Genomic DNA, 26,703 nt, shown 5'->3' with positions numbered 1-26,703 from the left:
CCTGTGCCGTCACTCAGAGCACCGCGTTCGTGAAGTCGAAGTCCAGTTCCTTGCCGACGGTCTGCACCAGGTTGCCCTGGATGAAATCCACGCCGCTCATCCACATGGCGGCCGCTGCCTGCGGGTCTTCGATGCGTTGGCCGATGATCAGCAGGCCGCGTTGGTGGGCGATGTCGATGACGCCGCGCAACTGGTCACGCACCGCGGCATTGCCATGCGCATCGGCAAAGCGATTGGCCATGCGCACGAAGCTCAGCGGTAACTGGCTCAGCAGCGCATTGGCTTCGTCGCCGGGCTCGAACTGGCTCAGGCAGAACTGCACGCCGGCCGGCATCAACCTGGCGCAGAACTGCTGCACGGTGACGGCGTGGATCAAGGCATCGTCCAGGCGCAGGTCCACGATCAACGATTGCCCGGCCACGCCACGTTCCACCAGCGCCTTGAGCAACCAGTCTGCAAACGCATCGCGCGCCAGCGTGCGCGGGGATTGCGACACGAACAGGCGCAGCGGCGGGCTGGCGTGCTGGTACAGGTGGAGCAGGCCCAGCGCGTGGTCCATGACCTGCTGGTCAAGATCGGCAATGCGCCCGGCCGCTTCTGCGGCAGGAATGACCTGGCCAGCCGACAGCAGGGTGCCATCGGCTTGGCGCAGCCGCAGCAGCACCTGATACTGCGCGGTGTCGCCGCCGGCCACGGCCACGATCGGCTGATAGGCCAGCTCGAGCTGGCCTTCGACCAGACGCAGTTGCTCCTGCTGTTCGGCCTGGCTGGGGGCCAGATAGGTCTGCACGCCGTCGCTGCGCAGGCGCGCCTGCAGGGCGGTGCGTTCCACTGCTTCCAGCGCGCTGCCGGTATCGTCGAAGCCCAGGCTCAACGCTGCCGCGCCGATGGCGCAGCGCACGTGCACGGATTCTTCTTCGCGCACCGGGAAGGCGTTGGCGGAAAGGCGCTCGCGGATCTCCAGCGCGCGCTGCACCAGGCCGGCTTCGTCCATGTCCACGGCCAGCAACAGGAAGCTGTTGTCGTTCAGACGCGCCAGCGGGTACGGCTGGGCGGCGGTGGCCAGACGATGGCCGGCCTGGGTCATCAGGCGCTCGTAGGCGGCATAGCCATAACGCTCGCGCAGGCCGAGCGCACTGGCGATCTCGATGAAGAACAGCCCGCCGGACTGCTTGCGCTCCAGCGCATCGGCAAGCAACTGCATCACGTGGCCACGCGTGGGCAAACCGGTTTCCGGGTTGCTGCGCACGCTGACCTGTTCGCCGGCCTGCTGCAGCGCCTGTTGGCGTGCGCGACGGATGCGGTTGGACACCGCGGCGATCAGGTGGCGCGGGCGGATCGGCTTGGTCAGGAAGTCGTCGGCACCGCTGTCGAGCACTTCGAACTGACGCTCCGGATCCGGGTCACCGGTGAGAAAGACGATCGGCAGCAGGTGCTGGCCGGGTTGCTGGCGGATCAGGGTGGTCAGGCGGATGCCGTCCAGCTCGGGCATGTGCAGATCCATCAGGATCAGATCCGGGTGATAGTCCTGGATCGCCTGCGGCACGCTGGCAGCGGTCATTTCCACCTGCGCATGCATGCCCGCGCCATGCAGCACGCTCTGCGCGAACAGGGCCTGCGAACGGTCGTCTTCGACGATCAGCACCCGATACGGTGCGTCGGCAGCAATGGTGTCGCCGCCGTCGAGGCTGGCGCCAGCCATCGCCGCGGTGGGGGGCGACGCCGCTGCAATGGGCGAGTGACCGGCCTGGCTCACCGCCCGCGCTGGCGCCGCCACCGGCGTAGGCCCGGGCGCGGCAGCGAGGATGGGTGCGGGAATGATGGCGGCGCTCACCGGCGCGGCAACGTCGGACGCGCCGGCGGCCTCGTCGGCCCAGCGGCGCCAGTAGTCGGCCGGCGGTGTCTCGGCGCGCAGCGGGCGATTACGCGTGGCGGTGTCGTCACGGGTGGTGAAAGGAACCGGATCTCGGGCGGCCATCGATACTCCCTGCAGTCGCGATGATTATGCGATGAACTTCACGATAGCGGGGAGCGGCGTGGAGCCGGCGTGCTGGCAGCGCGCACCGGCGCCACCAGCCGGCGCATGCCACGCCACAACAGCCGCCACACCCACCACACCACCAGCGCGGCTACCACGCTGGAGCCCACCGCAACACTCAGTGCCAGCCACGGGTGCGCCAGGGCCAGCGCCAGGGCGGCGGTGGCGATGGTGTCTTCGGCCAGTGAGGCGACCCAGTTGCTGGCCGGTTCGGGCGAGGTATTGAGCAGGGCGCGGGTGCCGGCCTTGAGCGTGTGGCTGGTCAGCGCCACGCCGGCACCGGCCGCCAGGGCGCCGGCGCCCAGATCGCCGTCCGGCGACAGCGTGGCGGCGGCCAGGAATGCACCGGCCGGCACGCGCGCCAGGGTCTGCAGCAGATCCCAGCCCGAGTCCACGCCCGGGATCTTGTCGGCGAAGAATTCGGCTACCGCCAAGGCGCCGGAGGTGCCCAGTACCCACCACGACTGCGCCGGATGCAGGGCAGGCGGCAACTCGATCCAGCCGAGCAGCCCGGCCAGGCCGACGCCGAACACGGTGAGGTAGACGCGGATGCCGGCCAGCCAGGCCAGCAGGATGCCGATCACGAACAGATGGGCTTCGCTCATGGCGTTGCTTCCTGCGGACAATGCGGAACTATCGGATAACGGCCGTTCCAGCGCCAGAGCGACGGTCGACAAGGCTCTGGCACACTACGCCGCCGACCACAGCGCCGGCCCGTCCGGACCCGATGCCCATGAGACCAGCCGCACGCGTTCAGATCGTCCACCGGGAGTCGGGCGGTGGCCGTGCGACCGGCCGCTGGCTGTGGATCGTGCTGGCTCTGGTCTGGCTGGCGTCGTTGGCTGGGGTGTGGTGGATGGCCACACGCACCGCGGCACCGCGCCTGGTCCAGGCCGAGGCGGCACTGCAGCAGGCCCAGCGCAGCCAGGCCCAGCAGCGGCGCACCATCGAGCAATTGCAGCAGCGCCAGGTCAACCTGGCGATGTCGGACAAGATCAGCCGGGCCGCCAATACCGAGGTGCAGGCCTCGCTGGCCGAGCGCGACGAGCAGATTGCCGCGCTGCGCGCCGATGTGGCGTTCTACGAGCGGCTGGTGGGCTCCACGGCGCAGCGCAAGGGGCTCAACGCGCATTCGGTGCAGTTCACCGCCGAAGCCGGCGGTACCTGGAATTACAGCGTGGTGCTGACCCAGAACCTCAACCGCGGCGCGATCAGCCAGGGCCAGCTGCGCTTTGCGGTGGAAGGCGTGCGCGCCGGCAAGCTGGTGACGGTGAGCTGGAACGAATTGCACCAGACGCCTGATGCCGCCGGCCAGCCTTACTCGTTCCGCTATTTTCAGCAGCTCGATGGCAGCGTCATCCTGCCGAAGGATTTCACCCCGCAACGTGTCAAAATCTCCCTGAGCGGCGATGGGGCGCCGGTCACTCAGACATTCGACTGGAAAGTCGCCGGCAATGGCGCGGGGGAGTAGCTCATGTTCGGAAACAAATCCAACCGTGGTGCGCAGACCGTGGTCGACACCTTGATCGGCCCGCAGGTGGTGATTCGCGGCGATGTGCTGTTCAGCGGTGGCCTGTACGTGGAGGGCCGCATCCTGGGCAAGGTGATCGCCGAGGACGGCGCCAGCGCCACCCTGACGGTGGCCGATCAGGGCAGCATCGAGGGCGAGGTGCGCGCACCGGTGGTGATCATCAACGGCCAGCTGACCGGCGATGTGCATGCGGCCGAGCGGGTCGAACTGGCTGCCAATGCGCGCGTGCAGGGCAATGTGCATTACCAGGTGGTGGAAATGAGCGCCGGTGCGCAGCTCACCGGGCGCCTGATCCATGCGGCCGCCGCCGCGGGCGTGACCGCCGCATTGCCGGCCCCGGACCCGAGCCGCGCCGAGCCGGCCAAGACCTTGCAGGCCGAAACCGCCGAGGCCTGAGCCGGTGGGCGGCTGAAGCGCGGCGCGCTGGCTGTCGGGAGCGGCTTGAAGTAAGGCCGCCCGACCCCCATGCTGGGGCCATGAGTACGCTCGTTTCGCTTCCCACCGCCGCCCCGGCGCCGGACTACCAGTCCATCGACCGGCCGCTGAACTTTTCCGGAGCCGCCGCCGCCAAGGTGCGCGAGCTGATCCAGGAAGAAGGCAATGCCGACCTGGCCTTGCGCGTGTACATCGAAGGCGGCGGATGTTCCGGCTTCCAGTACGGGTTCGAGTTCGACGAGAACCGTGCCGAAGACGATCTGGCCGTGGCCACCGATGGCGTGACGCTGCTGGTCGATCCGCTGAGCCTGCAGTACCTGATGGGCGCCGAGGTCGACTACACCGAAAGCCTGACCGGCGCGCAGTTCGTGATCCGCAACCCGAATGCCAAGACCACCTGCGGGTGCGGTAGCAGCTTCAGCGTCTGACGCCGGCTGGCCGGAAACGTCCGCTGCAAGGACGGTGCACGATACGTCGGGGCACCGTCGTGGACCTGCGGCGCCGGAGTGGCCAGATGCGCCACGCGGGTTCGTCTGTGTCGCTGGCATAAACCATCCGTCGATCTGCCGATGGCTCACGCTTCGGCTGTAGCGCACACGTCAAGGCGATGAGGCCGCGCACCTGCCGCGCGGACCCGCGGCCTGGTTCGGTGGTCACCATCTGAACGCGCGCCGCGAGATGGCCGGCGACCGTGCGCTGCATGGTTGCGGGTGTCGCCGATTATCGGCAGGCTTGCGCCGATGTCAGAGTCCACTTTTCCGTTGTCCGGTTTTGCCTTCAGCCACGCGCCGCTCGACCGCGGCGATGCGCTGCGTGACGATCCTGCCGCACTGGCGCAGCTGTGGCCGCAGGGCCGCGTGCTATTGATCGATGCCAAGGGCACTGCCCTGGCCGATGCACAGGGGCAGCCGCTGGTGCTGCAGGGCGCGGCGCTTGCCGATGGTCCGGAGGCGGCGATCTTCCTGGGCCTGCGCGGGGAGGAGGGCTGGTTCTGCCTGTCGGCCGATCCGCTCGACCTGAAGGCGCCGCAGCGGGTGGATCTGCGCCAGGCGGCGGCCGAGTGGCCGGCGGAGATCGCCACCGCAGTGGCGTATGCGCGGGCGATGCTGCATTGGCAGTCGCGCACGCGTTTTTGCGGTGTGTGCGGCGGGGCGATCGTGTTCCGCCGCGCCGGCTTCATCGCACACTGCACGCAGTGCCAGACCGAGCACTATCCACGCGTGGACCCGGCGATCATCGTGGCGGTCAGCGACGGTGCGCGCCTGCTGCTGGGCCGCCAGGCCAGCTGGGCGCCGCGCCGTTATTCGGTGATCGCCGGCTTCGTCGAGCCGGGCGAATCGCTGGAGCAGACCGTGGCGCGCGAGGTGCATGAAGAAACCCGCGTGCGGATCCGGCACTGCAGTTACCAGGGTGCGCAGCCCTGGCCGTTTCCCGGCGCGCTGATGCTGGGCTTCAGCGCCCATGCCGACGCCAGCGAAGTGCCGCAGGTGACCGGCGAACTGGAAGATGCACGCTGGGTCGGCCATGCCGAGATCGGTGCCGCGCTGGCCGGGCAGGGCGGCGAGGAGGGCATCGGCCTGCCGCCGGCCATCTCGATCGCCCGTGCGCTGATCGAGCACTGGTATCGCACCCATGGCTGAGCGCATCGGCGGCGCGCGCACGCGTCGGGTGGGCAGCGCAGCCCATGGGTGCCTGGCACAAGTGGGCGGTACGTGGCCGCCCTGCCCATTGCGCGGCGGTTGCGCCCGCTCGGCTAGACTCGGCTGAGGAGGGACACCCATGTTCACGACCTTGGTTGCCGTTGTCGTTGCACTCACGCTGGGCCATCTGGTGCCGGCGCAGGTCGCCAGGTTGCGACGGTTCGACTGGTTCGGCCATTGGCTACGCCGGCTGGACAGCCATGCCGCCGGCCGCGGCGCCTGGCAGGGCCGCTATGGCGTGCTGCTGGCGCTGCTGCCTGCGTTGTGTGTGGTCCTGCTGCTGCAATGGCTGCTGGACGATGTATGGCACGGCTTTCTGTCGCTGGTGTTCGGTGTGGCGGTGCTGGCCTGGACGTGGGGTCCGCGCGATCTGGATCGCGATGTGGAAGCGGTGATCGATGCCGACGAGCCCGGCGCGCGACGCGAGGCCATTTCGCACCTGCAGGCGGCCGGTGGCAGCGTGCACGAAGACGCGCCGTCGCTGGTGGAGGCGGTGGTGATCAACGGACTGCGTCGCTGGTTTGCGGTTCTGCTGTGGTTTCTGCTGCTGGGGCCATTCGGCGCGGTGCTGTACCGGCTGACCGCACTGGCGGTGGAAAGCCCGCTGTCGGTGTTGCTGCCGCCACGCAATCTGGCTGGCGCGCGCTGGCTGCTGGCGGCGCTGGAATGGCCGGTGGCGCAGTTGATCACCGTGTCGATGGCATTGGTGGGCAACTTCGACACCGTGTTTCGCGCATGGCGCGAGGCACATGGCAATCGCTGGACGTTGGAGCCGCATTTTCTGGGTGCGGTGGCGCGTGCCAGCGTGAGCGCCGAGCTACGCGAGGAAGCGCACGACTACACCGACTCGGGCCTGGTACCGGTATGGCGCCGCCTGCCGGAAGTGCGCGATGCGATGAGCCTGGTGTGGCGTGTGCTGCTGCTATGGATGGTGGTGCTGGCGTTGCTGGTGATTGCGGGGTGGGTGCGGTAACTCCGTGCCCGACGAGAGGCGGTCAACCAGCTGCGGCAATGGCATTGCCATCGCCATCGACGTCCGCCAAGAGCCGGCTTCCATCGTCGAACCCGATGACGACTTTGCCAGGTGGTGACCTCTGGCAGTCTTCCCGGCTAATCGTTCGATAGCGTGCCTGGATTCTTGCCCCGGGACCGCGGAGCTGATTCTGACGACCTAACCCGGCGCCAGCAGCGTAAACGGGTACCACGGCAGATTTCTTGCGACCCAATAGATCGGCAACGCCCATAACCAGAACTTCGGTTCGGACATCACGGCCACCACCGGGGCGAACCAGCGCGCGCGCCAGCCGGCTTTCCAGGCGATCAGGCCGGGCAGGGTGAACAGGCCGAGCACGGCGGCCGGATTCATTGCGAAGGCGCCGGGGAGATCGAAATGCACCAGCGCATGGAGTGCGCGGGTCATGCCGCAACCGGGGCAGTAGCAGCCGGTGACGGCGCGGAACACGCAGGGCGGGAACGGGCTGTTGCTCGCGTTCGGGTCGAAGCGATACAGCAGCGACACGCCAAAGGCGGCCACGCTGGTGGCCGCCCCCAGTCCAAGCCAATGGCGTGGACGCAGCTGCATTACTGCATGTGCTGCAACTGCTGCATGTAATCCATGTAGCCCTGCATGCCGCCGGTGGCGACCATGCCGATGTTGATCAGCAAGCCGATCGCAGCCAGCACGCTGGTCACGATGCACCAGGTCTTGGCGGTGTTGGAAGCGCGACGCGCGCCGTCGATGTCGCCCTGGTTGAGCAGGCCGTTGACCTTGCTGGAAAACACGATCGCCACGATGCCGGAGATCAGGGCCGGGCAGCACAGGCAGAAGCCGAGCACGGTGGACACGATCGCCCAGATCAGGTGATTGGGCACCGGGCCGGGTGCGGCGCTGGACGAGGGATGGATCGGCGGTGGGATGGCACTCATGGTGAAGCTCCTTGGGTGGTAAACAACAGCGAACTGATGGGTGAGTGGGGTGACTTATCCGGTGACGAGTGCATCGGCATGCCCACCGCCGCCGGCACGACAGCCAGCCGCTGGAATGAGCGACGCCCGCCGATCACGGCAGACGCCTCAGGCGCGATGATGTTGAGCACAACGACTTCCCCCGGTGCGGCCTGTCGCGCTCGCTTGGCGAACGCGGCGGCAAAGCGTGCAGTGGCGCACAGGCTACTCGCGGTGCGCGACGGACGCAAAGCCCGCGCCCGCCGGACTCAGGCGCGGTCCTCACGCAATGCGCGCACCTGCTGTTCGAGCGATGCGGCGCTGGCCTGATCGCCGGCCACGGCGGGGCCGGCCACCACGTCGATCCGGGCGCGCATCCGGCGCGGCACGCGCATGCGGCCCAGGCGGGTGTCGCGGCGGCTCCACATGCTCGACCACATGCCGCGCAGCGCCAGCGCAATCACCGGCACGCTGCGGCGCGCCAGGATTTTTTCGACACCGGATTTGAACGGGGCGATCTCGCCGTCCTTGGTCAAGGCGCCTTCCGGGAAGATGCACACCAGTTCGCCATCGGCCAATGCCGCATCGATGCGGTCGAAGGCCTGCTGCATCAACGCGGGGTCTTCGCGCGCGCCGGCGATCGGGATGGCCTTGGCGGTGCGGAAGATCCAGCGCATCACCGGGATGCGGAAGATCTTGTAGTACATGACAAAGCGCACCGGGCGGGGGATCACCGCCGAGAGGATCAGCGCGTCCATGTAGCTGACGTGGTTGCACACCAGCAACGCGGCGCCGTCGTCGGGAACGTGCGCTTCGATGTCGCGCGCACGCAGGCGGTACAACACGCTCACCAGCACCCAGCTGAGGAAGCGCATCAGGAACTCAGGCACCAGGGTGAAGATCCACAGCGCCACCAGCGTATTGGCGATGGCCAGCGCCAGGAACACCTGCGGAATGCTCAGGCCGGGCAACGGAATACGCACGCCGAACAGCACCACCTGCGGCAGCTGCAATGCGATACCGATGACAGCCGCGGCCACGATGAACAGCGAGTTCTGGATGTTGAGCCCGGCGATCACGCGCGACAGCTCGGCCTTGGGCGTGCGGCTCTGGATCAGCGCAAACAGCGGCACCACGAACAGGCCGGTGAACAGGCCGATGCCGACCAGATCGACGATCAGCCGCACGCTGCCGGGCTGCTGCACGAACTGGCCGATCGACAGCCCGATGACCGGCGCTGCACCGGGACGGGCGAAATACAGATCCAGCAGGAAGGCGCTGATGCCGAACGCGCCCAGCGGCACCAGACCGATCTCCACGGTGCGCCCGGACAGCCGTTCGCACAGCAGCGAACCGACGCCGGTGCCGATCGAAAACAACGCCAGCGCAAACACGTACAGGTCTTGCTGGCCGCCGAGATTGAGCTGCGCGTAGGTGGGCAACTGCGCGGTGAGCACGGTGCCGACGAACCAGAACCACGACACGCCCAGCACCGAGTTGCGCACCGCCGGCGTGCGCCGGGTCAGGCGCATGATGGCGCGCGACTCGGGGATGGGGTTCCAGTTGATGGTCAGCTGGGGCGCGCCGGCATCGACCTTGGGCACCAGCCGAGCCACCAGGTTGCCGGTCACCGCGATTGCGATCACCGCGGTGGCCGCCGCCTCCGGGCCATGGCTGCCGGCAATCTGGAAGATCAGCCCGCCGAAGATCATGCCGCACAGGATCGAGATGGAGGTGCCCATCTCGACCAGGCCATTGCCGCCGGTGAGTTCCTCCGGCTTGAGCACCGAGGGCAGGATCGAATATTTCACCGGCCCGAACAGGGTGGACTGCAGGCCGGTGCAGAACAGCGCAATCAGCAGGATTACCATGTTCTCGGTGATGAAGCCCACCGCGGCCAGCGACATGATGGCGATCTCCATCGTGGTGGTGATCACGATGAGCTTCTGTTTTTCCAGTTTTTCGGCGATCTGGCCGGCCAGCGCGGAGAACAGGAAGTACGGCAGGATGAACAGTGCCGGCGCCAGATTGGTGTAGAGCGTGCGCTGCGCGGCATCGATGCCGAGATAGAACAACAGGCCGATGATGGACTGCCGGTAGACGTTGTCGTTGAACGCGCCCAGCGCCTGGACAGCGAAGAACGGCAAGAAGCGGCGCTGCCTGAGCAGGGCGAACTGACTGTGACCGGACATGCAGTTTCCTTTGCGAACGCGCGCAGCCTAGCAGGCTTCCACGGCGCGCTGGTGGATGCCGCCTCGCTCAGCGCGCTGCACGTGCTGCTGGCGTGCGGGGCGCGCGTTGGGCGCGCAGCAAGGCGACGAAGGCGCGCGCGGCCGGGGTGGGGTCGGGCCGCCACACGGCGTAGGTGAGAAAGCGGAAACGCTCCTTGAGTGCGACCGTGACCACACCGCGCATGGCGCCGGCCATGGTGTGCGGCACGATGCCCACACCCAGGTTGGCGGCGACCAGTTCGCGCACCAGATCGGCATGGGTGACCTCGTACTGCTGGCGCTGGCGCAGGCCGGCCTGCGCGAAGGCGGCATCGATGATGCCGCGCACGCCGGCACCGGGAATCAGCCCGGCCATCGGTTCGTCGTCGAGCTCGGCCAGCGCCACCCGTTTGCGCGCGGCAAAGCGGTGGCCGGGTGCCACGATCAAGGCCAGCGCCTCTTCATGCAGCAGCAGGCGCTGCGCCGGCACCGCGACCTGCGGGCCAACGCCGACCAGGGCCACATCCAGGCGGCCTTCACCCAGATCGAGCAGCAAGGCCTCGCTCATGGCGGTGCGCAGGTGCACGTCCACCCGCGCGTGCGCACTGCGGAACTGATGCAGCAACGCCGGCAGCTGCACGGTGGTGAGCGAGGAAATCTGCCCCAGCGTGAGCCGCCCGCGCACCGTGCCCAGCGCCTGGGCCATTTCCTCGTGCAGGCGCTCGGCCGCGCGCAGGGTTTCGCGGGCGTTGTGCAGAAAGACCTCGCCGGCGGCGGTGGGCCGCACATGGCGGGTGCCGCGTTCGAACAGGCGTGCGCCGAAGGTCTCTTCGATCTTGGCGACCTGGTGGCTGAGCGCCGATTGCACGGTGTTGCAGCGGCGCGCGGCCGCGGTGAAGCCGCCTTCTTCGGCCACGGCCACGGCAAATTCCAGTTGGCGCAAGGTCAGCATGCAATCTCGAAACGCGATGGACACGGTGAAAACAATACATTGGAAAGATGCATCGCCGCTGCCCACACTGCGCCCATCCTTTCGCCAGGCACACGCCATGACCCCCGAGCCGACCTCCCACCCGCCCTTGCCGCGCCGCCTGGTGCTACTGATGGCCGCCGCCACCGGGCTGGCGGTGGCGAGCAACTACTACGCCCAGCCCTTGCTGGAAACACTGGCGCAGGCGTTCGGAATCCAGGTGCGCAGCGCCGGTGCGGTGGTGACCGCCGCGCAGCTGGCCTACGCGGCCGGCTTGCTGTTGCTGGTGCCGCTGGGCGACCGGCTGGAGCGGCGCAGCCTGATCGTGGGCCTGTTCGTATTGAGCGCGCTGGGCCTGCTGGTGAGCGCCAGTTCGCACAGTTTTGCGATGTTGCTGGTGGGCACGATCGTGACCGGCGCCAGCTCGGTGGCGGCGCAGATCCTGGTGCCGTTTGCTGCCACCCTGGCCGCACCGCACGAGCGCGGCCGGGTGATCGGCACGGTGATGAGCGGGCTGCTGCTGGGCATCCTGCTGGCGCGTACCGCGGCCGGCGTGCTGGCCGGTGTGGGCGGCTGGCATACGGTTTACTGGATCGCGTCCGGGTTGCTGCTGGTCACCGCATGGCTGCTGTGGCGTGGGCTGCCGCGGCATCCCGGCAATGCGCAATTGTCCTATCCGCAGCTGGTGGGCTCGGTGCTGACGCTGCTGCGCGACGATGCGGTGCTGCGCTCGCGTTCGGTGCTGGGCGGGTTGATCTTTGCCGGCTTCAGCATGTTCTGGACCACGCTGGCGTTTCTGTTGTCCGGGCCGAGCTATGGCTATGGCACCGCGGTGATCGGGTTGTTCGGCCTGATCGGTGCGGCCGGTGCGCTGGCCGCCAATCGCTCCGGTCATTGGTCCGATCACGGCCATGGCGACCGCGTGAGCTGGGGCGGGCTGGTGATGTTGCTGCTGTCGTGGGGCTTGCTGGTGTTTGCGCCGCAGTCGATCGTGCTGCTCATCGTGGGCGTGCTGCTGCTGGATATCGCGGTGCAGGGCGTGCATATCGCCAACCAGAGCGTGATTTATCAGCGCAACCCCACCGCGCGTAATCGCATCACCTCGGCCTACATCACCTGCTATTTCATCGGCGGTGCGGTGGGCTCGACGTTGGGCACTGCGGCGTATGCGCAGGCCGGCTGGATGGGGGTGGTGATCGGTGGCGCGGTGCTTGCTGCAGCGGCGCTGGGTTGGGTGGGGCTGAGCGTGGCGCGCAGGCAGTGGAAGTAGGCGTGGCTGATGAGGCGACGACGTGGCAATTGCACGAATGTGGCAGTTGCGCGGCATTGCATGGCTCGGTGTCGCCTTGCACAGGGAAGCTGCGTTGGCTGCACGGCCACGCACCTGTGGGCAACACGCCGCTAAGCCTTGTTGATCGCCAGGCGCGCCGTGTTCTCTGCCGGTGCGGTGGTCACCGCCAGCGCCGCAGCGCGCAGTTTGGGCAATAAGCGCAGCGTCAACGCCAGCTGGTCGCGCACCAGGCGCTGTTTGGGTGGCAATTGCACGGCGTGGTGTTCCAATGCGTCGGCGGTGGCGAGTTCTTCGCTTTCGTCGTGTGTCGGCAGCGGATGGCGTTCGCGCAAGGCGGTGGCGATTTCGCCCAACGCGCGCTGCAGATATTCGCCGGCCTGCGCGATGGCAGGATCGTGTTCGCCCTCCAGCGCGGCGCGGTGCGCGCCCAGTGCGGAGAGATACCCGAGCAAGGTGTTGGACAACGCCAGGAAGCGGAAACCCGCGTCCAGATTGCGCCGGTAGCGGCCCGGTTCGCGCAGCATGTTGGACAGCGCGACCGACAACGCGGCATCGGCGTTGTGCATGTCGCGGCGTGCGATGCGGTAGGGCAGATCGTCGCGCATGCCGCTGGCGTATTGCTCCAGCACCTGGGTGAGATAGCGCGCGCAACTGGCCAGCACCGCGGCCATCACCTGGTTGAGGCGGCGGCCCTGCCAGTCCGGCAGGATCAGGAACGAGGCCGCCGCGGCAATCGCGCAGCCGATCAGGGTGTCGATCAGGCGCGGCCAGATCAGCACGAAACCATCGCCGAGCAGGTTGAAGCAGAACAGCGCCATCACCGTGATGCCGGCGGTGGCGAGCATGTAGCGATCGGTGCGGGTGATGAAGAAGATCAGCGCAGCGGCCAGGGCCAGCAGCAACTGCACTTCGGTGCCCGGGAACAGCTGCATCAGCGCCCAGGTGGCGACCAGGCCGATCAGGGTGCCGGCGATGCGTTGCACCAGCCGCAGGCGGGTGGCGCCGTAGTTGGGGCGGCACACGAACGCGGTGGTGAGCAGGATCCAGTAGCCGTTGTCGGCATGGATGGACTGCATCACCGCGTAGCCCACCACCAGCGCGATGGCCATGCGCAGGCCGTGGCGGAACAGCACCGAGCCGGGCGTGAGCTGTTGGCCGAGCCGGGCGGCCATCTCGCGCAGGGTATGCGGCGAGGAATCGCGCAGGCGGGTGTCGAGGTTGTCGCTGGTGGAATCGAATTGCGCCGCTTCGGACAACTTGCGCTCGATGGTCTGCAGATTGGTGACCAGCAGTTCCAGCGCGCCGAGCAGGCGCGCCAGCGCCGGGTCGGCGCGCGCATGCAGGTAATCCAGCGACTGGCGCAGGTCTTCGGTGGCCAGGCGGCTGTTGTCGCCGTAGTCGAACGGTTGGCGCAGCCGGATCGCCTCGCCCAGCGCGGCGCAGGCCTTGCCCTGCAGCGCGAGCAGGCGCTGGCAGCGGTACAGCACATCGCTGTGGAAGAACGCGTCGGTCAGCGCTTCATACGGGTAATGCGAGGAGCTGGCGCGCTCGTGGAATTCCTGCGCCATGTAATACAGCCGGAAATACAGGCCCGATTGCACGCCCGGCCGCCCCGAGCGGCCGAAGCGGCTCATGATCGCGGTCTTGGCGGCGTTGAGTGCGCCCACCACCCTGGCATTCTGTTCGGCCAGCGCCAGCCGGCGCGCGTGCAGGTCGCTCTGGCGCACCGGTTCGAACAGATCGGCCTTGAGCCTGAGGTAGCGGCCCAGTTCGAAGAACAGCCGCGACAGCCGCTCGCGCACCGGGCGATTGGCAAACAGGATGGTCCACAGGATCGACAGCACGCCGTACCAGGTGGCGCCGATCATCAGCAGCGCTGCGCCATGCCAGGCAATACGCGGATCGTGGCTGCCATGCTGGTCCATGCCGATCATGGCGTAGATCGACAAGGCCACCGTGGCCTGCGCGATGGACGCGTAGCGCTCGCCCAGCGCGCCCAGCAGGGTGAGCGAAAAGGTCGCCAGGGCCATGCCGATCACGAACGCCAGCGGATACGGGAACAGCAGCGTCACTGCAGCCGCGGCGGCTGCAAAACACAGCAATGACAGCAGCACCGATTTGATGCGGCCCAGCCAATTGTCGTCGGTCTCGGCGATGGCGCTGGCGATGGCGCCCAGGAACAGCGCCGGCACCGCGGTGAGTTGATGCCAGTGCCAGCACACGCCCATCGCCACCGCCAGCGCGATGAACACGCGCAGGCCGTAGCTGGCCTTTTCATGGGCCCACAGGCGGCTGAGGCGGGTTTCGAAGGTAGTGGCGGCCACGGTCTCGGCAAGGGCAGGCGTGACCGGCATTATTGCCGCACGCGCACGCTGCCGGTGTGGACAGGCGCTAGTCCTTTGTCAGTAGCCGGCATGGGTGCGGACTGGAGCGACATGCGCGATTGCACCGCAGCCCCGCTGCACGACCGCTTACCGCGCTTGGTGTCCTTGTAACCTGTTGAACACTGCCTTCTCGACGACCACAAGCGAGCTGTTGCTCTATTCGGCCGACAACCAGCGGATGTCTGTGCTTGCCCCCATCCGCCCTTCGTGCACCTTCCCCCGCCGGCGTGGGAAGGACGCTGCTCAGCCCTGCGCGTCGCGCTCGCGGGCGATCGCGCGCCAGCCGATGTCGCTACGCTGGAAGGCATTGGGCCAGTGGATCGGCTGCAGGCCGGCGTAGGCGTTGCGCTGCGCTTCCAGCACGCTGTCGCCCAGCGCCGCAACGCACAGCACGCGGCCACCGGCGCTGATCACCTGGCCATTGGCGTTCAACGTGGTGCCGGCATGGAAGACCTTGGCGGTGGCCGGCACCGCGTCCAGACCGGTGATGACGTCGCCGGTGAGCGGGGTTTCGGGGTACGGCCTGGCAGCGATGACCACACCCAGCGACGGGCGCGGGTCCCACTGCGCCTGCGCGCTGTCGAGCGTGCCGTCGATGGCCGCGTCGAGCAGATCGACCAGGTCCGACTGCAGGCGCAGCATCACCGGCTGGGTTTCCGGGTCGCCGAAGCGCACGTTGAACTCGATCACCTTGGGCGCGCCGTGCGCATCGATCATCAGCCCGGCATACAGAAAGCCGGTGAACGGCACGCCGTCGGCAATCATGCCCTGCACGGTCGGCTCGACCACCTCGCGCATGACCCGCGCATGCACCTCGGGTGTGACCACCGGGGCGGGCGAGTAGGCGCCCATGCCACCGGTGTTGGGGCCGGTGTCGCCGTCGCCGACACGCTTGTGGTCCTGGCTGGTGGCCATCGGCAAGGCGTGTGTGCCATCGACCATGGAGATGAAGCTGGCTTCTTCGCCATCGAGAAATTCCTCGATCACCACGCGCGCGCCGGCATCGCCGAACGCATTTCCCGAGAGCATGTCGCGCACCGCGTCTTCGGCTTCGGCCAAGGTCATCGCCACGATCACGCCCTTGCCGGCCGCCAGGCCGTCGGCCTTGACCACGATCGGTGCGCCTTTTTCGCGCACGTAGGCCAGTGCAGCGTCCACGTCGGTGTGCACGGCGTAATACGCGGTGGGAATGCCATGACGCGCAAGAAAATCCTTGGCGAAGGCCTTGCTGCCTTCCAGCTGCGCGGCCTTGGCGGTGGGCCCGAAGATGCGCAACCCGGCGGCGTGGAAGCGGTCCACCACGCCCAGCACCAGCGGCACTTCCGGCCCGACCACCGTGAGCGCGACATCTTCGCGTTGCGCCAAGGCGAGCAAGCCGTCCAGGTCGTCGACCTTGATCGCGACATTGCGGCATTTGGCTTCCGTGGCAGTGCCGGCATTGCCGGGTGCCACCAGCACCTCGCTCACGCGCGCGGACTGCGCGATCTTCCAGGCCAGGGCATGTTCACGGCCGCCGGAGCCGATGACGAGGATTTTCATGGAGGTACCGGGAATGGGGAATGGGGATTAGGGAATGGGAACAGCAAAGTCCCTGGTTCTGCGGGCCGTACGATGTGGAGTGGCATAGGGAACCGCTCTTACGATTCCCGATTCCCTACTCCCCATTCCCGGCACGTCAGTGCCGGAAGTGGCGCACGCCGGTGAACACCATCGCGATGCCGTGTTCGTCGGCGGCGGCGATCACTTCGCCATCGCGCATTGATCCGCCGGGCTGGATCACTGCCTTGATGCCCGCGGCAGCGGCGGCATCGATGCCGTCACGGAATGGGAAGAACGCGTCCGAGGCCATCACCGAGCCGGCCACGGTGAGCTTGGCTTCTTCGGCCTTGAGCGCGGCGATCTTGGCACTGACCACGCGGCTCATCTGCCCGGCGCCGACACCGATGGTGCGGCTGTCCTTGGCATACACGATCGCGTTGGATTTGACGTACTTGGCCACGCGCCAGGCGAACAGCAGATCGCCCAGTTCCGCCTCGCTGGGCGCACGCTGGGTGACCACGCTCAATTCGCCCAGCGACATGCCGCGGTTGTCGGCCGACTGCATCAGCAGGCCCGAGCCGATCCGCTTGGTGTCGTAATTGTTCAAGCCGTTGCCATGCGGAATCTTGAGCACGCGCACATTGGCTTTCTTGGTGGCGTATTCCAGCGCGCCGGCCTCGTAGTCGGGCGCGATCAGCACCTCGACGAACTGGCGATCCAGAATGGCCTTCGCCGTCGCGGCATCCAGGGTCTTGTTGAAGGCCAGGATGCCGCCGAACGCGCTGGTGGGGTCGGTGGCGTAGGCCAGTTCGTAGGCATCGCCGCAGGCCGCGCCCACCGCCACGCCGCAGGGGTTGGCGTGCTTGACGATCACGCAGGCCGGCGCATCGAACTGCCGCACGCATTCCCACGCCGCATCGGCATCGGCCAGGTTGTTGTAGCTGAGCTCCTTGCCCTGCAGCTGCTGGAAAGTGGCCAGCGTGCCCGGCACCGGATACAGGTCGCGGTAGAACGCGCCGGACTGGTGCGGGTTTTCGCCGTAGCGCAGGTCCATCACCTTGACGAAGTTGGAATTGATCTGCGCCGGGAACGGGCTGCGCGTTGGCACGCTCTCTGCGCTGTCGGCCACCGCCGACAGATAGTTGCTGATCGCCGCGTCGTACTGCGCCACGCGGTTGAACGCGGCCACCGACAGCGCGAAGCGCTTGGCCGCCGAGAGCTGGCCATCGTTGGCCTCCAGCTCGGCCAGCAGGTCGGCGTACTGCGCCGGGTCGGTGGCCACCGCCACGCGCGCGAAGTTCTTGGCCGCGCTGCGCAGCATCGCCGGGCCGCCGATGTCGATGTTCTCCACCGCGTCGGCCAGCGTGCAGTCGGCCTTGGCGGTGACCGACTCGAACGGATACAGGTTCAGCACCAGCAGGTCGATCGGCACGATGCCGTGTTCGGCCATCACCGCCTCATCGACGCCGGCGCGCCCGAGCAGGCCGCCGTGCACCAGCGGGTGCAGGGTCTTGACCCGGCCGTCCATCATTTCCGGGAACCCGGTGAGATCGGCCACGTCGGTGACCGGCAGGCCTGCCTCGCGGATCGCCTTGGCGGTGCCGCCGGTGGACAGCAGCGCGACGTTGCGCGCTGCCAGCGCGCGGGCCAGATCGATCAGGCCGGTCTTGTCGGAAACGGAGAGCAGGGCCCGGCGCACGGGCAGCAAATCAGTGGCCATCGGTGGGGGATGTCGTTGCGGAGCAGCCGATATTGTAGGCTGCGCCAGCGCTCGAATGGACTCAACACCCCGTATGGCCTCGATCTATGCTTTGAAAGGACGCTTCCAGGCGTTGCTGCGGCCGATGGTGGGCGCGCTGTACCGCGGCGGGATCACCGCCAACCAGGTGACGCTGGGCGCGGCGGCGGTGTCGTTGCTGGTGGCAGCGGTGGTCTACCGCGCCGGCGCCGGCTGGCCGCTGCTGTATCTGTTGCTGCCGGTGTGGATGCTGCTGCGCATGGGGCTCAACGCCATCGACGGCATGCTGGCGCGCGAGTTCGGCCAGCAGTCGCGCCTGGGTGCCTACCTCAACGAACTGTGCGACGTGGTCGCCGACGCAGCGTTGTACTTGAGCCTGCTTGGCGTGCCCGGGGTGGGTGCGCACTGGCTGTGGATCTTCGCGCTGTTGGCCGCGCTGACCGAATACGCCGGCGTGCTCGGCCTGATGGTCGGTGCCAGCCGCCGCTACGACGGGCCGATGGGCAAGAGCGACCGCGCCTTCGTCATCGGCGTGGTCGGCGTTGGGCTGGCGTGCGGGCTGCTGGGTGGGCGCGGCGTCGGCTGGGTGGCCATCGCGCTGAGTCTGGCCTGCATCGCCACGGTGTGGCGACGGGTGCGCGCCGGGCTGGCGGAGGCGCCGGCCGGCTAAGCGCGCTGCCTGCGCGCGGCAGTGCGCATGCGGTGTCCGCTGCGCTCTTTCACTTTCTTCTTTTCAGGATGATCCGATGCGTGATGTCGTCGAGCGCGAGTTCGCCACTTTCGATGGTGTGCAGTTGTTCTATCGGCACTGGCCGGCCCCGGTGGCAGGTGGCGCGCCCAAGGCGGTGGTGCTGCTGCATCGCGGGCATGAGCACTCCGGCCGTGTGATGCATCTGGCCGAGGAGCTGGACCTGCCCGATGCGCAGTTTTTTGCCTGGGATGCGCGCGGCAATGGCCGCTCGCCCGGCGTGCGTGGCGATGCGCCGGGCTTCGAGGCGCTGGTGCGCGATCTGGACAGCTTCATCGCGCACATTGGCATCACCCACGGCATCGCGGTGCAGGACATTGCGGTGGTGGCCCAAAGCGTGGGCGCGGTGGTGGCCGCCACCTGGGTGCACGACTATGCCCCTCCGCTGCGCGCGCTGGTGCTGGCCTCGCCGGCGTTCAAGGTAAAGTTGTACGTGCCGTTCGCACGCGCCGGGCTGGCGCTGATGTATGCGCTGCGCGGCAACTTCTTCGTCAACAGCTACGTCAAGCCGCAGTGGCTCACCCACGATGCGCAGCGCGTGGAGAGCTATCGCACTGATCCGCTGATCACCCGCCCGATTTCGGTGCGCGTGTTGCTGGGCCTGTATGCGGCGGCCGCGCGCGTGGTGGACGATGCGCAGGCGATCACCGTGCCGACCCAGCTGCTGGTCTCCGGCTCGGATTTCGTGGTGCATCGCGGCCCGCAGGACCGCTTCTACGAAAACCTGCGTTCGCCGATCAAGCAGCGGCATTGGTTGCCGGGCTTCTTCCACGACACCCTGGGCGAGCGCGATCGCGCGCTTGCGCTTGCGCCGATGCGCGCGTTCATCCAGGCGCGTTTCGCAGCGCCGCCGGTGCGCGTGCAGTTGCGCGACGCGCATCGCAGCGGCCCCAGTTTCGAAGAGGCCGAGCGGCTGGCCTGGCCACCGCCGCGCAACAGCCTGCAGGACCTGCGCTGGCGCGGCGTGCGTGCCGGCCTGCGGCTGGGCGGCACGCTCTCCGAGGGCATCGCACTCGGCCTGCAGACCGGTTTCGACTCCGGCAGCACGCTGGACTACATCTACCGCAACCAGGCGCGTGGTCGTGGGCCGCTGGGCCGCATGATCGATCGCAATTATCTCAACGCGATCGGTTGACGCGGCATCCGCATCCGCGGCGCGCATCTGGGTGAATTGCTGCGTGATGCCGCAACACGGTTGCGTGGTGCCGGCATGCCGGTGCGCGTGCTGGACGTTGCCGCAGGGCACGGGCGTTATGTGCTCGACGCCTTGGGCAGCGGCGCGCAGCGTGCCGATGCGATCGTGCTGCGCGATTTCAGCCCGCTCAACGTGACCCAGGGCACCGCGCTGATCCAGGCGCTGGGCGCTGGCGAGATCGCCCGGTTCGAGCAAGGCGATGCCTTCGACCCGGCGGCGTTGGCAACAGTGCAACCGGCGCCGACGTTGGCGGTGGTGTCGGGCCTGTACGAGCTGTTTGCCGACAACGACCAGGTGGCGCGCTCGCTGGAAGGTCTTGCCGCCGCAGTGCAGCCGGGCGGTTACCTGCTCTACACCGGCCAGCCCTGGCATCCGCAGCTGGAATTCATTGCGCGCGCGCTCACCAGCCACCGCGATGGCGTGGCCTGGGTGATGCGTCGGCGTAGCCAGCAGGAAATGGATGGCCTGGTGGAAGCGGCGGGCTTTCGCAAGGTGGCGCAGCGCATCGATGCGTTCGGCATCTTCACCGTGTCGATGGCGCAGCGGATCCAGGCATGACGCACGGCGCGCGCCCCACCGCTCGCGCCGCGCTGTGGCTGGCGTTGCTGGGGCCGTTCTTCTTCCTCAGCTATGGCTTGGCCAACACGCTGGCCGGGCGGGCCACGCAGGTGCCGTCGGTGGTGTTCGGCTGGGAACATGGCATGCCGTTCTGGCCATGGACCATCGTGCCGTATTGGTCGATCGACCTGTTCTACGCGGTGTCGTTCTTTGTCTGCCGCACGCGGCGCGAGCTGGACACGCACGCGTTGCGCCTGCTCAGCGCGCAGCTGCTGTGCGTGGCGTGTTTTTTACTATGGCCGTTGCGCTACAGCTTCGTCCGGCCCGATACCGATGGCGTGTTCGGTTGGTTGTTTGCGGTGCTGCTGGGTTTCGACAAGCCCTTCAATCAAGCGCCATCGCTGCACATCGTGCTGCTGGTGGTGTTGTGGGTGCGCTATGCGCAGCATCTTTCCGGTGTGTGGCGCTGGCTGTTGCATGGCTGGTTTGCGCTGATCGGCGTGTCGGTGCTGACCACCTATCAACATCACTTCCTGGATATCCCCGCCGGCCTTGCGGCGGGTTGGCTGTGCGTGTGGCTGTGGCCGGAGCGTATCGCTGCGCCGTTTGCGCAGGCACGGCTGACAGGCGACGCGCGCCGTTGGCGATTGGCCGCTGCGTATCTGGCCGGCGCGTTGGTCAGTGGCGCGCTTGCGCTGTGGAGCGGTGGCGCCGGGCTGTGGCTGCTGTGGATCACCCTGGCCTTGTCGCTGGTGGCCTTGAATTACGCGCTGCTCGGCCCGCTCGGATTCCAGAAACGCAGCGATGGGCGCTTGTGTCTTGCCGCGCGCTGGTTGTATGCGCCGTATCTGTTGGCGGCATGGTGCAATTCGCGGCTATGGACACGGCGCGATCCAGTGCCGCGCCTGGTGGCCGATGACGTGTGGCTGGGGCGGATTCCGTTGCCCGGGCAACGCGGCAACATTGCCGCAGTCGTGGACGTGTCTGCAGAACTGTCGTTGTACGCCGCATGCGCGCAGGACCAGGTGGTACCGATGCTGGATCTGGTCGCACCGTCGCCAACGCAGTTGCGCGCGGCGGCGCAGGCGATCGAACAGGCGCGTGCGCACGGGCCGGTGCTGGTGTGTTGCGCCCTGGGGTATTCGCGCAGTGCGGCCAGCATCGCAACCTGGCTGATCCACAGTGGGCGGGCTGCCGGCGTGGACGCTGCCATTGCGCAACTTCGGGCGGCGCGGCCGGCGATCGTGCTGCGTGCGCATCACCGTGCGGCCATTGCGGCAGCCTGCGCGGTGGACAGCCGCGATGCAGTCACCGGGCAGGTGCCCGCATGAGCGCGACCATGACCCTTGCCAGCATGCGTGCGGTGTTGCGCCAGGGCGCTGCACTGGACCGGTGTTCGCTGCTGCTGTTGGCCGCCGTGATCGTGCTGCTTGGCATCACCGATGCACCCGCCTCGATCCAGCTGTGCTACGCGCTCAGTGTGGCTGCCGGCTTCTTGCAGCGCGTGTGGGCGTTCCGGGTCGGCCTGGATGCGGACCTGCTGGAGGCCGTGCTGCAGCAAATCGCCATCGACAACAGCGACGAGCATCGCGCCGCGCAACAGCTCGATCAGGCGTTGCAGACGATCGCCCTGCTGCGCACGGTGCCGGTGCCACGCGACTGGCTGGCGCGCTGGGCCGGCATGCGCCGTCTGCTGTTGAGGCAAGTGGGTAGCGTGGTGGTGCAGGGGCTGGCCCTGTGCGCCGCACTGATCGGCAAGGCGCTGCTGTGAGCGGGGCGCACGCGGCACAGGCTCTCACCGCGCCGCTGGCACGTTTGCAACGGTTGCTACCGGCCACCGCTCAAGCCAGCGCATTGCGCGGATGGGGCCATGCCCTGCGCGCAGCGTGGCATGCGCCGGGTGCCTCGGCATCGACGCCGGCGATCTCGCCCGCCGCTGCAGCACCGATCGTGAAGTTAGCGCTGCGCACACCCGTGCGCGCATTGGAGTGGACATGATTGCCCGTTTGATCGCGCGTGGCTGCAGCGGCGCCATTCGTACCCTGACCGGCGCGCGTGCGCTGTGGCGTGGGTGTGCACCCTCCAACGAGCGCCGCGTGTATTACGGCAATCACGCAAGCCACGGCGATTTCGTGCTGATCTGGTCGTCGCTGCCGGCCAGCCTGCGGCATACCGTGCGTCCGGTAGCCGCTGCCGATTACTGGCAGCGCACTGCACTGCGTCGCTACCTGATCCATGCGGTGTTCAACGGTGTGTTGATCGAGCGCGATGCCGCGCAGCGCACCCGCGACCCGATCCAATGCCTGTGCGATGCAGTGGACGCCGGCGATTCGTTGATCCTGTTTCCCGAAGGCACCCGCAACCCGGACGAAGGCGTACTGCCGTTCAAGAGCGGGCTGTATCACCTGGCGCGGCAACGCCCGGAACTGGAGTTCGTGCCGGTGTGGATCGACAACCTCAAGCGCGTGATGCCCAAGGGCAAGTGGCTGCCGTTGCCGCTGTTGTGCACCACCACCTTCGGGGCGCCGTTGCGGTTGGGTGCCGATGAGGACAAGGATGCGTTTCTGGCACGCGCACGCGTGGCGCTGCTGGCGTTGTCGCCGGAGCAACTGGAGGCGCGCGCATGAATCCTTATGTGTTCAGCGGGCAGCTGCAGCAGTCCTCGATGCATCAGCAGACGCTGTGGTTGTTCAGCGGCATTGCGCTGGTACTGGTGATTGCCACGCTGATTTCCGAGACGCTGCGCTGGCGTGCGCGCGAACGCCCGAGTGCGGTGCTGGACAACCTGGTCGCACGCATCCGCGCGTGGTGGGTGATGGCGGCGGTGGTCGGCATTGCGTTCGTGTTCGGCCGCGCCGGCGTCATCGGGCTGTTCGCGCTGGTGTCGTTGTTTGCGCTGCGCGAGTTCATCACCCTGACCCCTACGCGGCGCGGCGATTACTACGCGCTGCTGGCCGCGTTCTACATCGTGCTGCCGTGGCAATACGGGCTGGTGTGGACCGGCTGGTACGGCATGTACACGTTGCTGATCCCGGTGTACGCGTTCCTGGTGCTACCGATCCTGGCCACCATCGGTGGCGATACCACCGGCTATCTGGAACGCACTGCCAAGGTGCAGTGGGGGCTGATGATCTGCGTGTTCTGCATCTCGCACGTGCCGGCGTTGTTGAACCTGGACATTCCCGGGTACGCCGGGCGCAATCTGTTGCTGATCGCGTTCCTGGTCATCGTGGTGCAGTCGTCGGACGTGCTGCAGTACGTCTGGGGCAAGCTGGCCGGCCGCCATCTGATCGCGCCGAAGCTGTCGCCGTCCAAGACGGTGGAAGGCTTCATCGGCGGCGTGCTGTCGGCCAGCCTGCTCGGCATGGCGCTGTGGTGGATCACCCCGTTTGCGCCGTGGCACGCGTTCGGGCTGGCGCTGGTGGCCAACCTGATGGGCTTTTTCGGCGGGCTGGTGATGTCGGCGATCAAGCGCGATCGCGGCATCAAGGACTGGGGCCACATGATCGAAGGCCATGGCGGCGTGCTCGATCGCCTGGACTCGGTGTGCTTCGCCGCGCCGGTGTTCTTCCATCTGATCCGCTACGGGTGGGCGTGAGGCCGCAGCCCACCATCGCGTACGTCGCCCATCAGCGATGCAGCGCCGCGCTTACGATTCCCGATTCCCGATTCCGCAATCCCGATTCGCGGCTTAGGTCAGCCCGTACTCTTTCAGCTTCTTGCGCAACGTGGCCCGGTGAATGCCCAGCATCGCCGCGGCGCGGCTCTGGTTGCCTTCGCAGTGGTTGAGCACTTCGACGAACAACGGGATTTCCATTTCGCGCAGCACGATCTCGTACACATCGTCCGCGTCGCTGCCATCCAGGTCGCGCAGATAACGGCGCACGGACTGCGCCACGTGTTCGCGCAGGGGCGACTTGGGGGCGCCACGACTGGTGTCAGGACGGGAGGAGGCTGCGTTCAAAGGAAGTTCCCAGTGTCACGAAGCCGGGACGCGTGGCCGGCGAGGGGGAGTGAGTCTAGCGCGTGACCTCACCGCTCGCCACGCCCATGTGCGCGGCGAGTGCGGGTCGCGTCCGCTTAGCGGAAGTCGAAACTGAAGGCGGCCGTGCTCGCGGCCGGTTCGCGCACCGCAAACGCCACCTGCACCGCCTGGCCCGGCGCAAGCGTGTCCTGCGCGGCCGGCGCCTTGCCCAGATACTCCTGTGGTGTCAGCACGCGGGTGCCGATCACCCGCCCGTCGGCATCGGACAACGACAGCTGCAGCCACGGCCAGGCCTGTGCCCAGCGTGCATCGTTGCGGAAACTGGCCTGGATCTGCAGCACCCCGGCCGCGCCGGGCAGCGGGCGCACATCGCGGGTGAGCAAGGTCAGCGCGGCCGGCTCGCGCCAGGCCGGCAATGTGCAGCGCGCCAGCGTGCAGGCCGCGCTGACCAGCGGGCGCCAGCGCGCGTTGCCGGCCAGCTGGGCGCGGTCGGCAACGACGATCTGCAGCCCCAGCAGCGCCACCAGGCCGATCAACACCGCCCACTGCCGGCCGCTGGCGCGCAGGCGCGGGCGGGCGAACCCCCGGCGTGCAAACGTGGGAGCCGCGACAGCGGGCAGTGGGTGGAACGGCGATGCAGGGGAGGCCGGATCGCCTGCGTCGCTGGTGGCGATGGCGGCCTGTGCGGTGGGGTCGGCCTCGGCAGCCGGAGCGCGCGGGAGATCGGCATCGGGCGCGCGCGCGTCGGGCCGGTCTGCGGTACTGACCGCGGCATCCGCAGCGCCGTGCATGCCTGGCGTGCCTGCGACATGGTCCGGTTCGGCGTCTGCATGTGCAGGGCTGGGTTCGTGCGGCGCTGCCGGCGCGCGGCTGGGCTGGTTGGCCGGCAGGCCGGTCACCGGCGCAGCCGGTGCGGAGATGACCGGTGCCGGCGGTGGCGGCACCACCGGCTGTGCGGGTGCGGGCGGCAGCGCGGGCGCTGGCACCGGCAACACCTGCTCCGGCGGCTCGGCGGCGGGCACCGTTGGCGTCGGGATCAAGGTCGGCGCGGCGGGCGGGGTTGCCCGCAGGAAGGTGGCCAGCGGGCGGCGCGGTGGCGGGGTCTGGGACATCGGCAGGCGTGCAGCGGGAAGAGCGCTATTCAACCACGCGCGCAGCGGCCGGCGAACCTGGATGCATCAGCCCGGGCAACGCCACGGTGCAGGTGGCGGCGTGCGCAGTCGCTGCTGCAGCGATCCCGGCTACCGCATCCGCTCCCTGGCACAACAAGCAGTGCGACAACCACGCTCCCGCCGACTCCGGACTCCGGACTCCGGACTCCGGACTCCGGACTCCGATTCCCGACTCCCGATTCCCGACTCCCGACTCCCGATTCCCGATTCCCGATTCCCGATTCCCGATTCCCGAAACTCAGCGCCGCCGCCGCGTCTTGCCCTCGGCCAGCAACAGATCCAGCAGCCCGCTGCGCTGGCGCGGTGCCAGGGTGTCGAAGCGGGCCAGCAGCACGCGTTGCTGGTCATCCAGGCGGCGGTACTGGGCAGGTTCTTCGGCGATGGCCGGGACCGGCGGGCCGAACACACGCTCGCCGCGGCCGGTGGCCAGGTATTCGAAGGCCATGCCGCTGCGCCTGGCCAGGCCGATCAGGTTCTCCACCGACGGCGCGGTGCCTTCGGCCATTTCCCACTGGGCCACCGCGCTGCGGGTGACGCCCAGCTCGCCGGCCAGGGCTTCCTGGGTCAGCTTGGTGAAGCTGCGGGCTTCGCGTACTCGTTCGTACAGCTTGCTCACACGGCACCGATGGAAGGCAGACGGGGCCGGGAGATATAGCCCTAGCAGCCCTCAGGGATAGTTCGTATAACTTTCATATAGGCATATGTTTGCGATACTGTCGGTGAGGTGTCGATGAAGAGATCACAGCGAACTCAAGGAGGAAGTTCATGGTCGAGCCTGTCACCCCAAAATCCCGGCCCACCGGCGATCAACGCCCACCTGCCAGCACGCGCTGGCCTGCCGACTCGCCGCTGGATCCGTCGGTCGAACGCTTCCGCGGGGCGGCCGTCTACCAGGTCTGGCGGCGCGGGCAGGACTGGACCGCCGTCGCCGAGGGCGTGCAGTGGTCAGCGGCGCTGGCGCCACGGGGCTGGGCGCTGCGTTACCGGCATTGGCCGTTGCTGACAGGCGGGATGCTGCTGGCCACCATCGCCGTGGGAGTGGCGCTCGCTGGCGCGCCGCCGTGGGTGGCAGGCGGCTGGGCCGCGCTGCTGGTGGCCGAGCTCGCGCTGCGTGTGGTCGCCGGGCTGCAGGCCGGGCGCTGGCGCAATCAGGCATTGCAGCGCAGCGGCTGGCAGGCGGTGAGCCGCCTGCGCGCGATCAGCGTGAACGATGCGCTGACCACCGCGCAGATCCGCGCCGGCCGGGCGCAGCGGTGAACCCGCCC

General features: G+C 68.0%; 24 protein-coding genes and 1 pseudogene. 13 read left to right on the top strand and 12 right to left on the bottom strand.

All coding sequences use genetic code 11. From position 1 onward, the window contains the following. Positions 1–13: 13 nt before the first annotated feature. On the bottom strand, positions 14–1,978 hold the full coding sequence (locus XnspCFBP7698_RS14250; RefSeq protein WP_104579284.1) for an EAL domain-containing response regulator: 1,965 nt from the start codon (positions 1,976–1,978) through the stop codon (positions 14–16). A 38-nt stretch (positions 1,979–2,016) separates the two neighbouring features. Next, on the bottom strand, positions 2,017–2,643 hold the full coding sequence (locus tag XnspCFBP7698_RS14245; RefSeq protein WP_104579283.1) for a DUF4126 domain-containing protein: 627 nt from the start codon (positions 2,641–2,643) through the stop codon (positions 2,017–2,019). Between the two features lie 128 nt (positions 2,644–2,771). On the opposite strand from XnspCFBP7698_RS14245, the gene XnspCFBP7698_RS14240 reads away from it, so the two are divergent. The 5 genes from XnspCFBP7698_RS14240 to ampE all read left to right on the top strand — a co-directional run bounded on the left by XnspCFBP7698_RS14240 (position 2,772) and on the right by ampE (position 6,677). Continuing rightward, positions 2,772–3,509, top strand: a complete 738-nt coding sequence (locus XnspCFBP7698_RS14240; protein WP_047693404.1) for a DUF6776 family protein — start codon at positions 2,772–2,774, stop codon at positions 3,507–3,509. 3 nt (positions 3,510–3,512) lie between these two features. After that, positions 3,513–3,965 (top strand): polymer-forming cytoskeletal protein, encoded by a 453-nt coding sequence (locus XnspCFBP7698_RS14235; protein WP_104579282.1) that lies wholly within the window; start codon positions 3,513–3,515, stop codon positions 3,963–3,965. A gap of 80 nt (positions 3,966–4,045) precedes the next feature. Further along, positions 4,046–4,432: an iron-sulfur cluster insertion protein ErpA gene (gene erpA / locus XnspCFBP7698_RS14230; protein WP_039408059.1), complete on the top strand. Its 387-nt coding sequence runs from the start codon at positions 4,046–4,048 to the stop codon at positions 4,430–4,432. Between the two features lie 312 nt (positions 4,433–4,744). Further along, a complete protein-coding gene (nudC, locus tag XnspCFBP7698_RS14225) occupies positions 4,745–5,644 on the top strand; it encodes an NAD(+) diphosphatase (RefSeq protein ID WP_047693400.1) in 900 nt (299 codons plus the stop codon). Between the two features lie 139 nt (positions 5,645–5,783). Then, entirely contained in the window at positions 5,784–6,677 is an 894-nt protein-coding gene (gene ampE, locus XnspCFBP7698_RS14220) for a regulatory signaling modulator protein AmpE (protein WP_039408063.1), read from the top strand. 198 nt (positions 6,678–6,875) lie between these two features. Here the strand turns inward: ampE and XnspCFBP7698_RS14215 are convergent, their stop codons facing one another. The 4 genes from XnspCFBP7698_RS14215 to XnspCFBP7698_RS14200 form a co-directional block, all read right to left on the bottom strand. Next, positions 6,876–7,286, bottom strand: a complete 411-nt coding sequence (locus tag XnspCFBP7698_RS14215) for a DUF2752 domain-containing protein (RefSeq protein WP_104579281.1) — start codon at positions 7,284–7,286, stop codon at positions 6,876–6,878. Continuing rightward, positions 7,286–7,630, bottom strand: a complete 345-nt coding sequence (locus XnspCFBP7698_RS14210) for a CD225/dispanin family protein (protein ID WP_039408067.1) — start codon at positions 7,628–7,630, stop codon at positions 7,286–7,288. The genes XnspCFBP7698_RS14215 and XnspCFBP7698_RS14210 overlap by 1 nt, the downstream gene beginning before the upstream one ends. 287 nt (positions 7,631–7,917) lie before the next feature. Further along, the gene (locus tag XnspCFBP7698_RS14205; protein ID WP_104579279.1) at positions 7,918–9,840 is read right to left on the bottom strand and encodes an MFS transporter; all 1,923 of its coding nucleotides are present in this window, start codon (positions 9,838–9,840) and stop codon (positions 7,918–7,920) included. A gap of 67 nt (positions 9,841–9,907) precedes the next feature. Beyond that, on the bottom strand, positions 9,908–10,810 hold the full coding sequence (locus tag XnspCFBP7698_RS14200) for a LysR family transcriptional regulator (protein WP_104579278.1): 903 nt from the start codon (positions 10,808–10,810) through the stop codon (positions 9,908–9,910). Between the two features lie 97 nt (positions 10,811–10,907). On the opposite strand from XnspCFBP7698_RS14200, the gene XnspCFBP7698_RS14195 reads away from it, so the two are divergent. Next, positions 10,908–12,098, top strand: coding sequence for an MFS transporter (locus tag XnspCFBP7698_RS14195; protein ID WP_104579277.1), 1,191 nt, complete (start codon positions 10,908–10,910; stop codon positions 12,096–12,098). A gap of 131 nt (positions 12,099–12,229) precedes the next feature. Here the strand turns inward: XnspCFBP7698_RS14195 and yccS are convergent, their stop codons facing one another. The 3 genes from yccS to purH all read right to left on the bottom strand — a co-directional run bounded on the left by yccS (position 12,230) and on the right by purH (position 17,762). Next, positions 12,230–14,443, bottom strand: coding sequence for a YccS family putative transporter (gene yccS, locus XnspCFBP7698_RS14190; protein WP_199680200.1), 2,214 nt, complete (start codon positions 14,441–14,443; stop codon positions 12,230–12,232). 303 nt (positions 14,444–14,746) lie between these two features. After that, on the bottom strand, positions 14,747–16,042 hold the full coding sequence (purD, locus tag XnspCFBP7698_RS14185; RefSeq protein ID WP_104579275.1) for a phosphoribosylamine--glycine ligase: 1,296 nt from the start codon (positions 16,040–16,042) through the stop codon (positions 14,747–14,749). Positions 16,043–16,178: 136 nt separating this feature from the next. Continuing rightward, on the bottom strand, positions 16,179–17,762 hold the full coding sequence (purH, locus tag XnspCFBP7698_RS14180) for a bifunctional phosphoribosylaminoimidazolecarboxamide formyltransferase/IMP cyclohydrolase (RefSeq protein ID WP_047693390.1): 1,584 nt from the start codon (positions 17,760–17,762) through the stop codon (positions 16,179–16,181). Between the two features lie 73 nt (positions 17,763–17,835). Between purH and XnspCFBP7698_RS14175 the strand changes: the two genes are divergently transcribed. From XnspCFBP7698_RS14175 to XnspCFBP7698_RS14150, 6 genes and pseudogenes are all read left to right on the top strand, one after another. Further along, positions 17,836–18,450 (top strand): CDP-alcohol phosphatidyltransferase family protein, encoded by a 615-nt coding sequence (locus XnspCFBP7698_RS14175; protein WP_047693389.1) that lies wholly within the window; start codon positions 17,836–17,838, stop codon positions 18,448–18,450. Positions 18,451–18,526: 76 nt separating this feature from the next. Further along, positions 18,527–20,281: pseudogene (locus XnspCFBP7698_RS14170) on the top strand (bifunctional alpha/beta hydrolase/class I SAM-dependent methyltransferase). Next, on the top strand, positions 20,278–21,612 hold the full coding sequence (locus tag XnspCFBP7698_RS14165) for a phosphatase PAP2/dual specificity phosphatase family protein (protein WP_123137514.1): 1,335 nt from the start codon (positions 20,278–20,280) through the stop codon (positions 21,610–21,612). The pseudogene XnspCFBP7698_RS14170 and the gene XnspCFBP7698_RS14165 overlap by 4 nt, the downstream one beginning before the upstream one ends. Then, positions 21,609–22,052, top strand: a complete 444-nt coding sequence (locus XnspCFBP7698_RS14160) for a hypothetical protein (protein WP_123137513.1) — start codon at positions 21,609–21,611, stop codon at positions 22,050–22,052. The genes XnspCFBP7698_RS14165 and XnspCFBP7698_RS14160 overlap by 4 nt, the downstream gene beginning before the upstream one ends. Positions 22,053–22,275: 223 nt before the next feature. Further along, on the top strand, positions 22,276–22,908 hold the full coding sequence (locus XnspCFBP7698_RS14155; RefSeq protein WP_104579268.1) for a lysophospholipid acyltransferase family protein: 633 nt from the start codon (positions 22,276–22,278) through the stop codon (positions 22,906–22,908). After that, the gene (locus XnspCFBP7698_RS14150; RefSeq protein ID WP_047693384.1) at positions 22,905–23,879 is read left to right on the top strand and encodes a phosphatidate cytidylyltransferase; all 975 of its coding nucleotides are present in this window, start codon (positions 22,905–22,907) and stop codon (positions 23,877–23,879) included. The genes XnspCFBP7698_RS14155 and XnspCFBP7698_RS14150 overlap by 4 nt, the downstream gene beginning before the upstream one ends. A 93-nt stretch (positions 23,880–23,972) precedes the next feature. Here the strand turns inward: XnspCFBP7698_RS14150 and fis are convergent, their stop codons facing one another. The 3 genes from fis to XnspCFBP7698_RS14135 all read right to left on the bottom strand — a co-directional run bounded on the left by fis (position 23,973) and on the right by XnspCFBP7698_RS14135 (position 26,054). Next, a complete protein-coding gene (fis, locus tag XnspCFBP7698_RS14145; RefSeq protein ID WP_047693382.1) occupies positions 23,973–24,245 on the bottom strand; it encodes a DNA-binding transcriptional regulator Fis in 273 nt (90 codons plus the stop codon). A gap of 116 nt (positions 24,246–24,361) precedes the next feature. After that, on the bottom strand, positions 24,362–25,378 hold the full coding sequence (locus tag XnspCFBP7698_RS14140; protein ID WP_123137512.1) for a DUF3426 domain-containing protein: 1,017 nt from the start codon (positions 25,376–25,378) through the stop codon (positions 24,362–24,364). Between the two features lie 298 nt (positions 25,379–25,676). Then, a complete protein-coding gene (locus XnspCFBP7698_RS14135) occupies positions 25,677–26,054 on the bottom strand; it encodes a helix-turn-helix domain-containing protein (protein WP_039564907.1) in 378 nt (125 codons plus the stop codon). Between the two features lie 149 nt (positions 26,055–26,203). Between XnspCFBP7698_RS14135 and XnspCFBP7698_RS14130 the strand changes: the two genes are divergently transcribed. Then, positions 26,204–26,695 carry a hypothetical protein gene (locus XnspCFBP7698_RS14130; RefSeq protein WP_104579265.1) on the top strand — a complete coding sequence of 164 codons (492 nt, stop codon included), beginning with the start codon at positions 26,204–26,206 and terminating at the stop codon, positions 26,693–26,695. Positions 26,696–26,703 lie beyond the last annotated feature (8 nt).

The sequence above is a fragment of the Xanthomonas sp. CFBP 7698 genome, assembly GCF_003600855.1.
Taxonomy (GTDB): Bacteria; Pseudomonadota; Gammaproteobacteria; order Xanthomonadales; family Xanthomonadaceae; genus Xanthomonas; species Xanthomonas cannabis.
The sequence above is the reverse complement of the archived record's forward strand: the minus strand, read 5'-3'. Positions and strand labels throughout refer to the sequence as shown.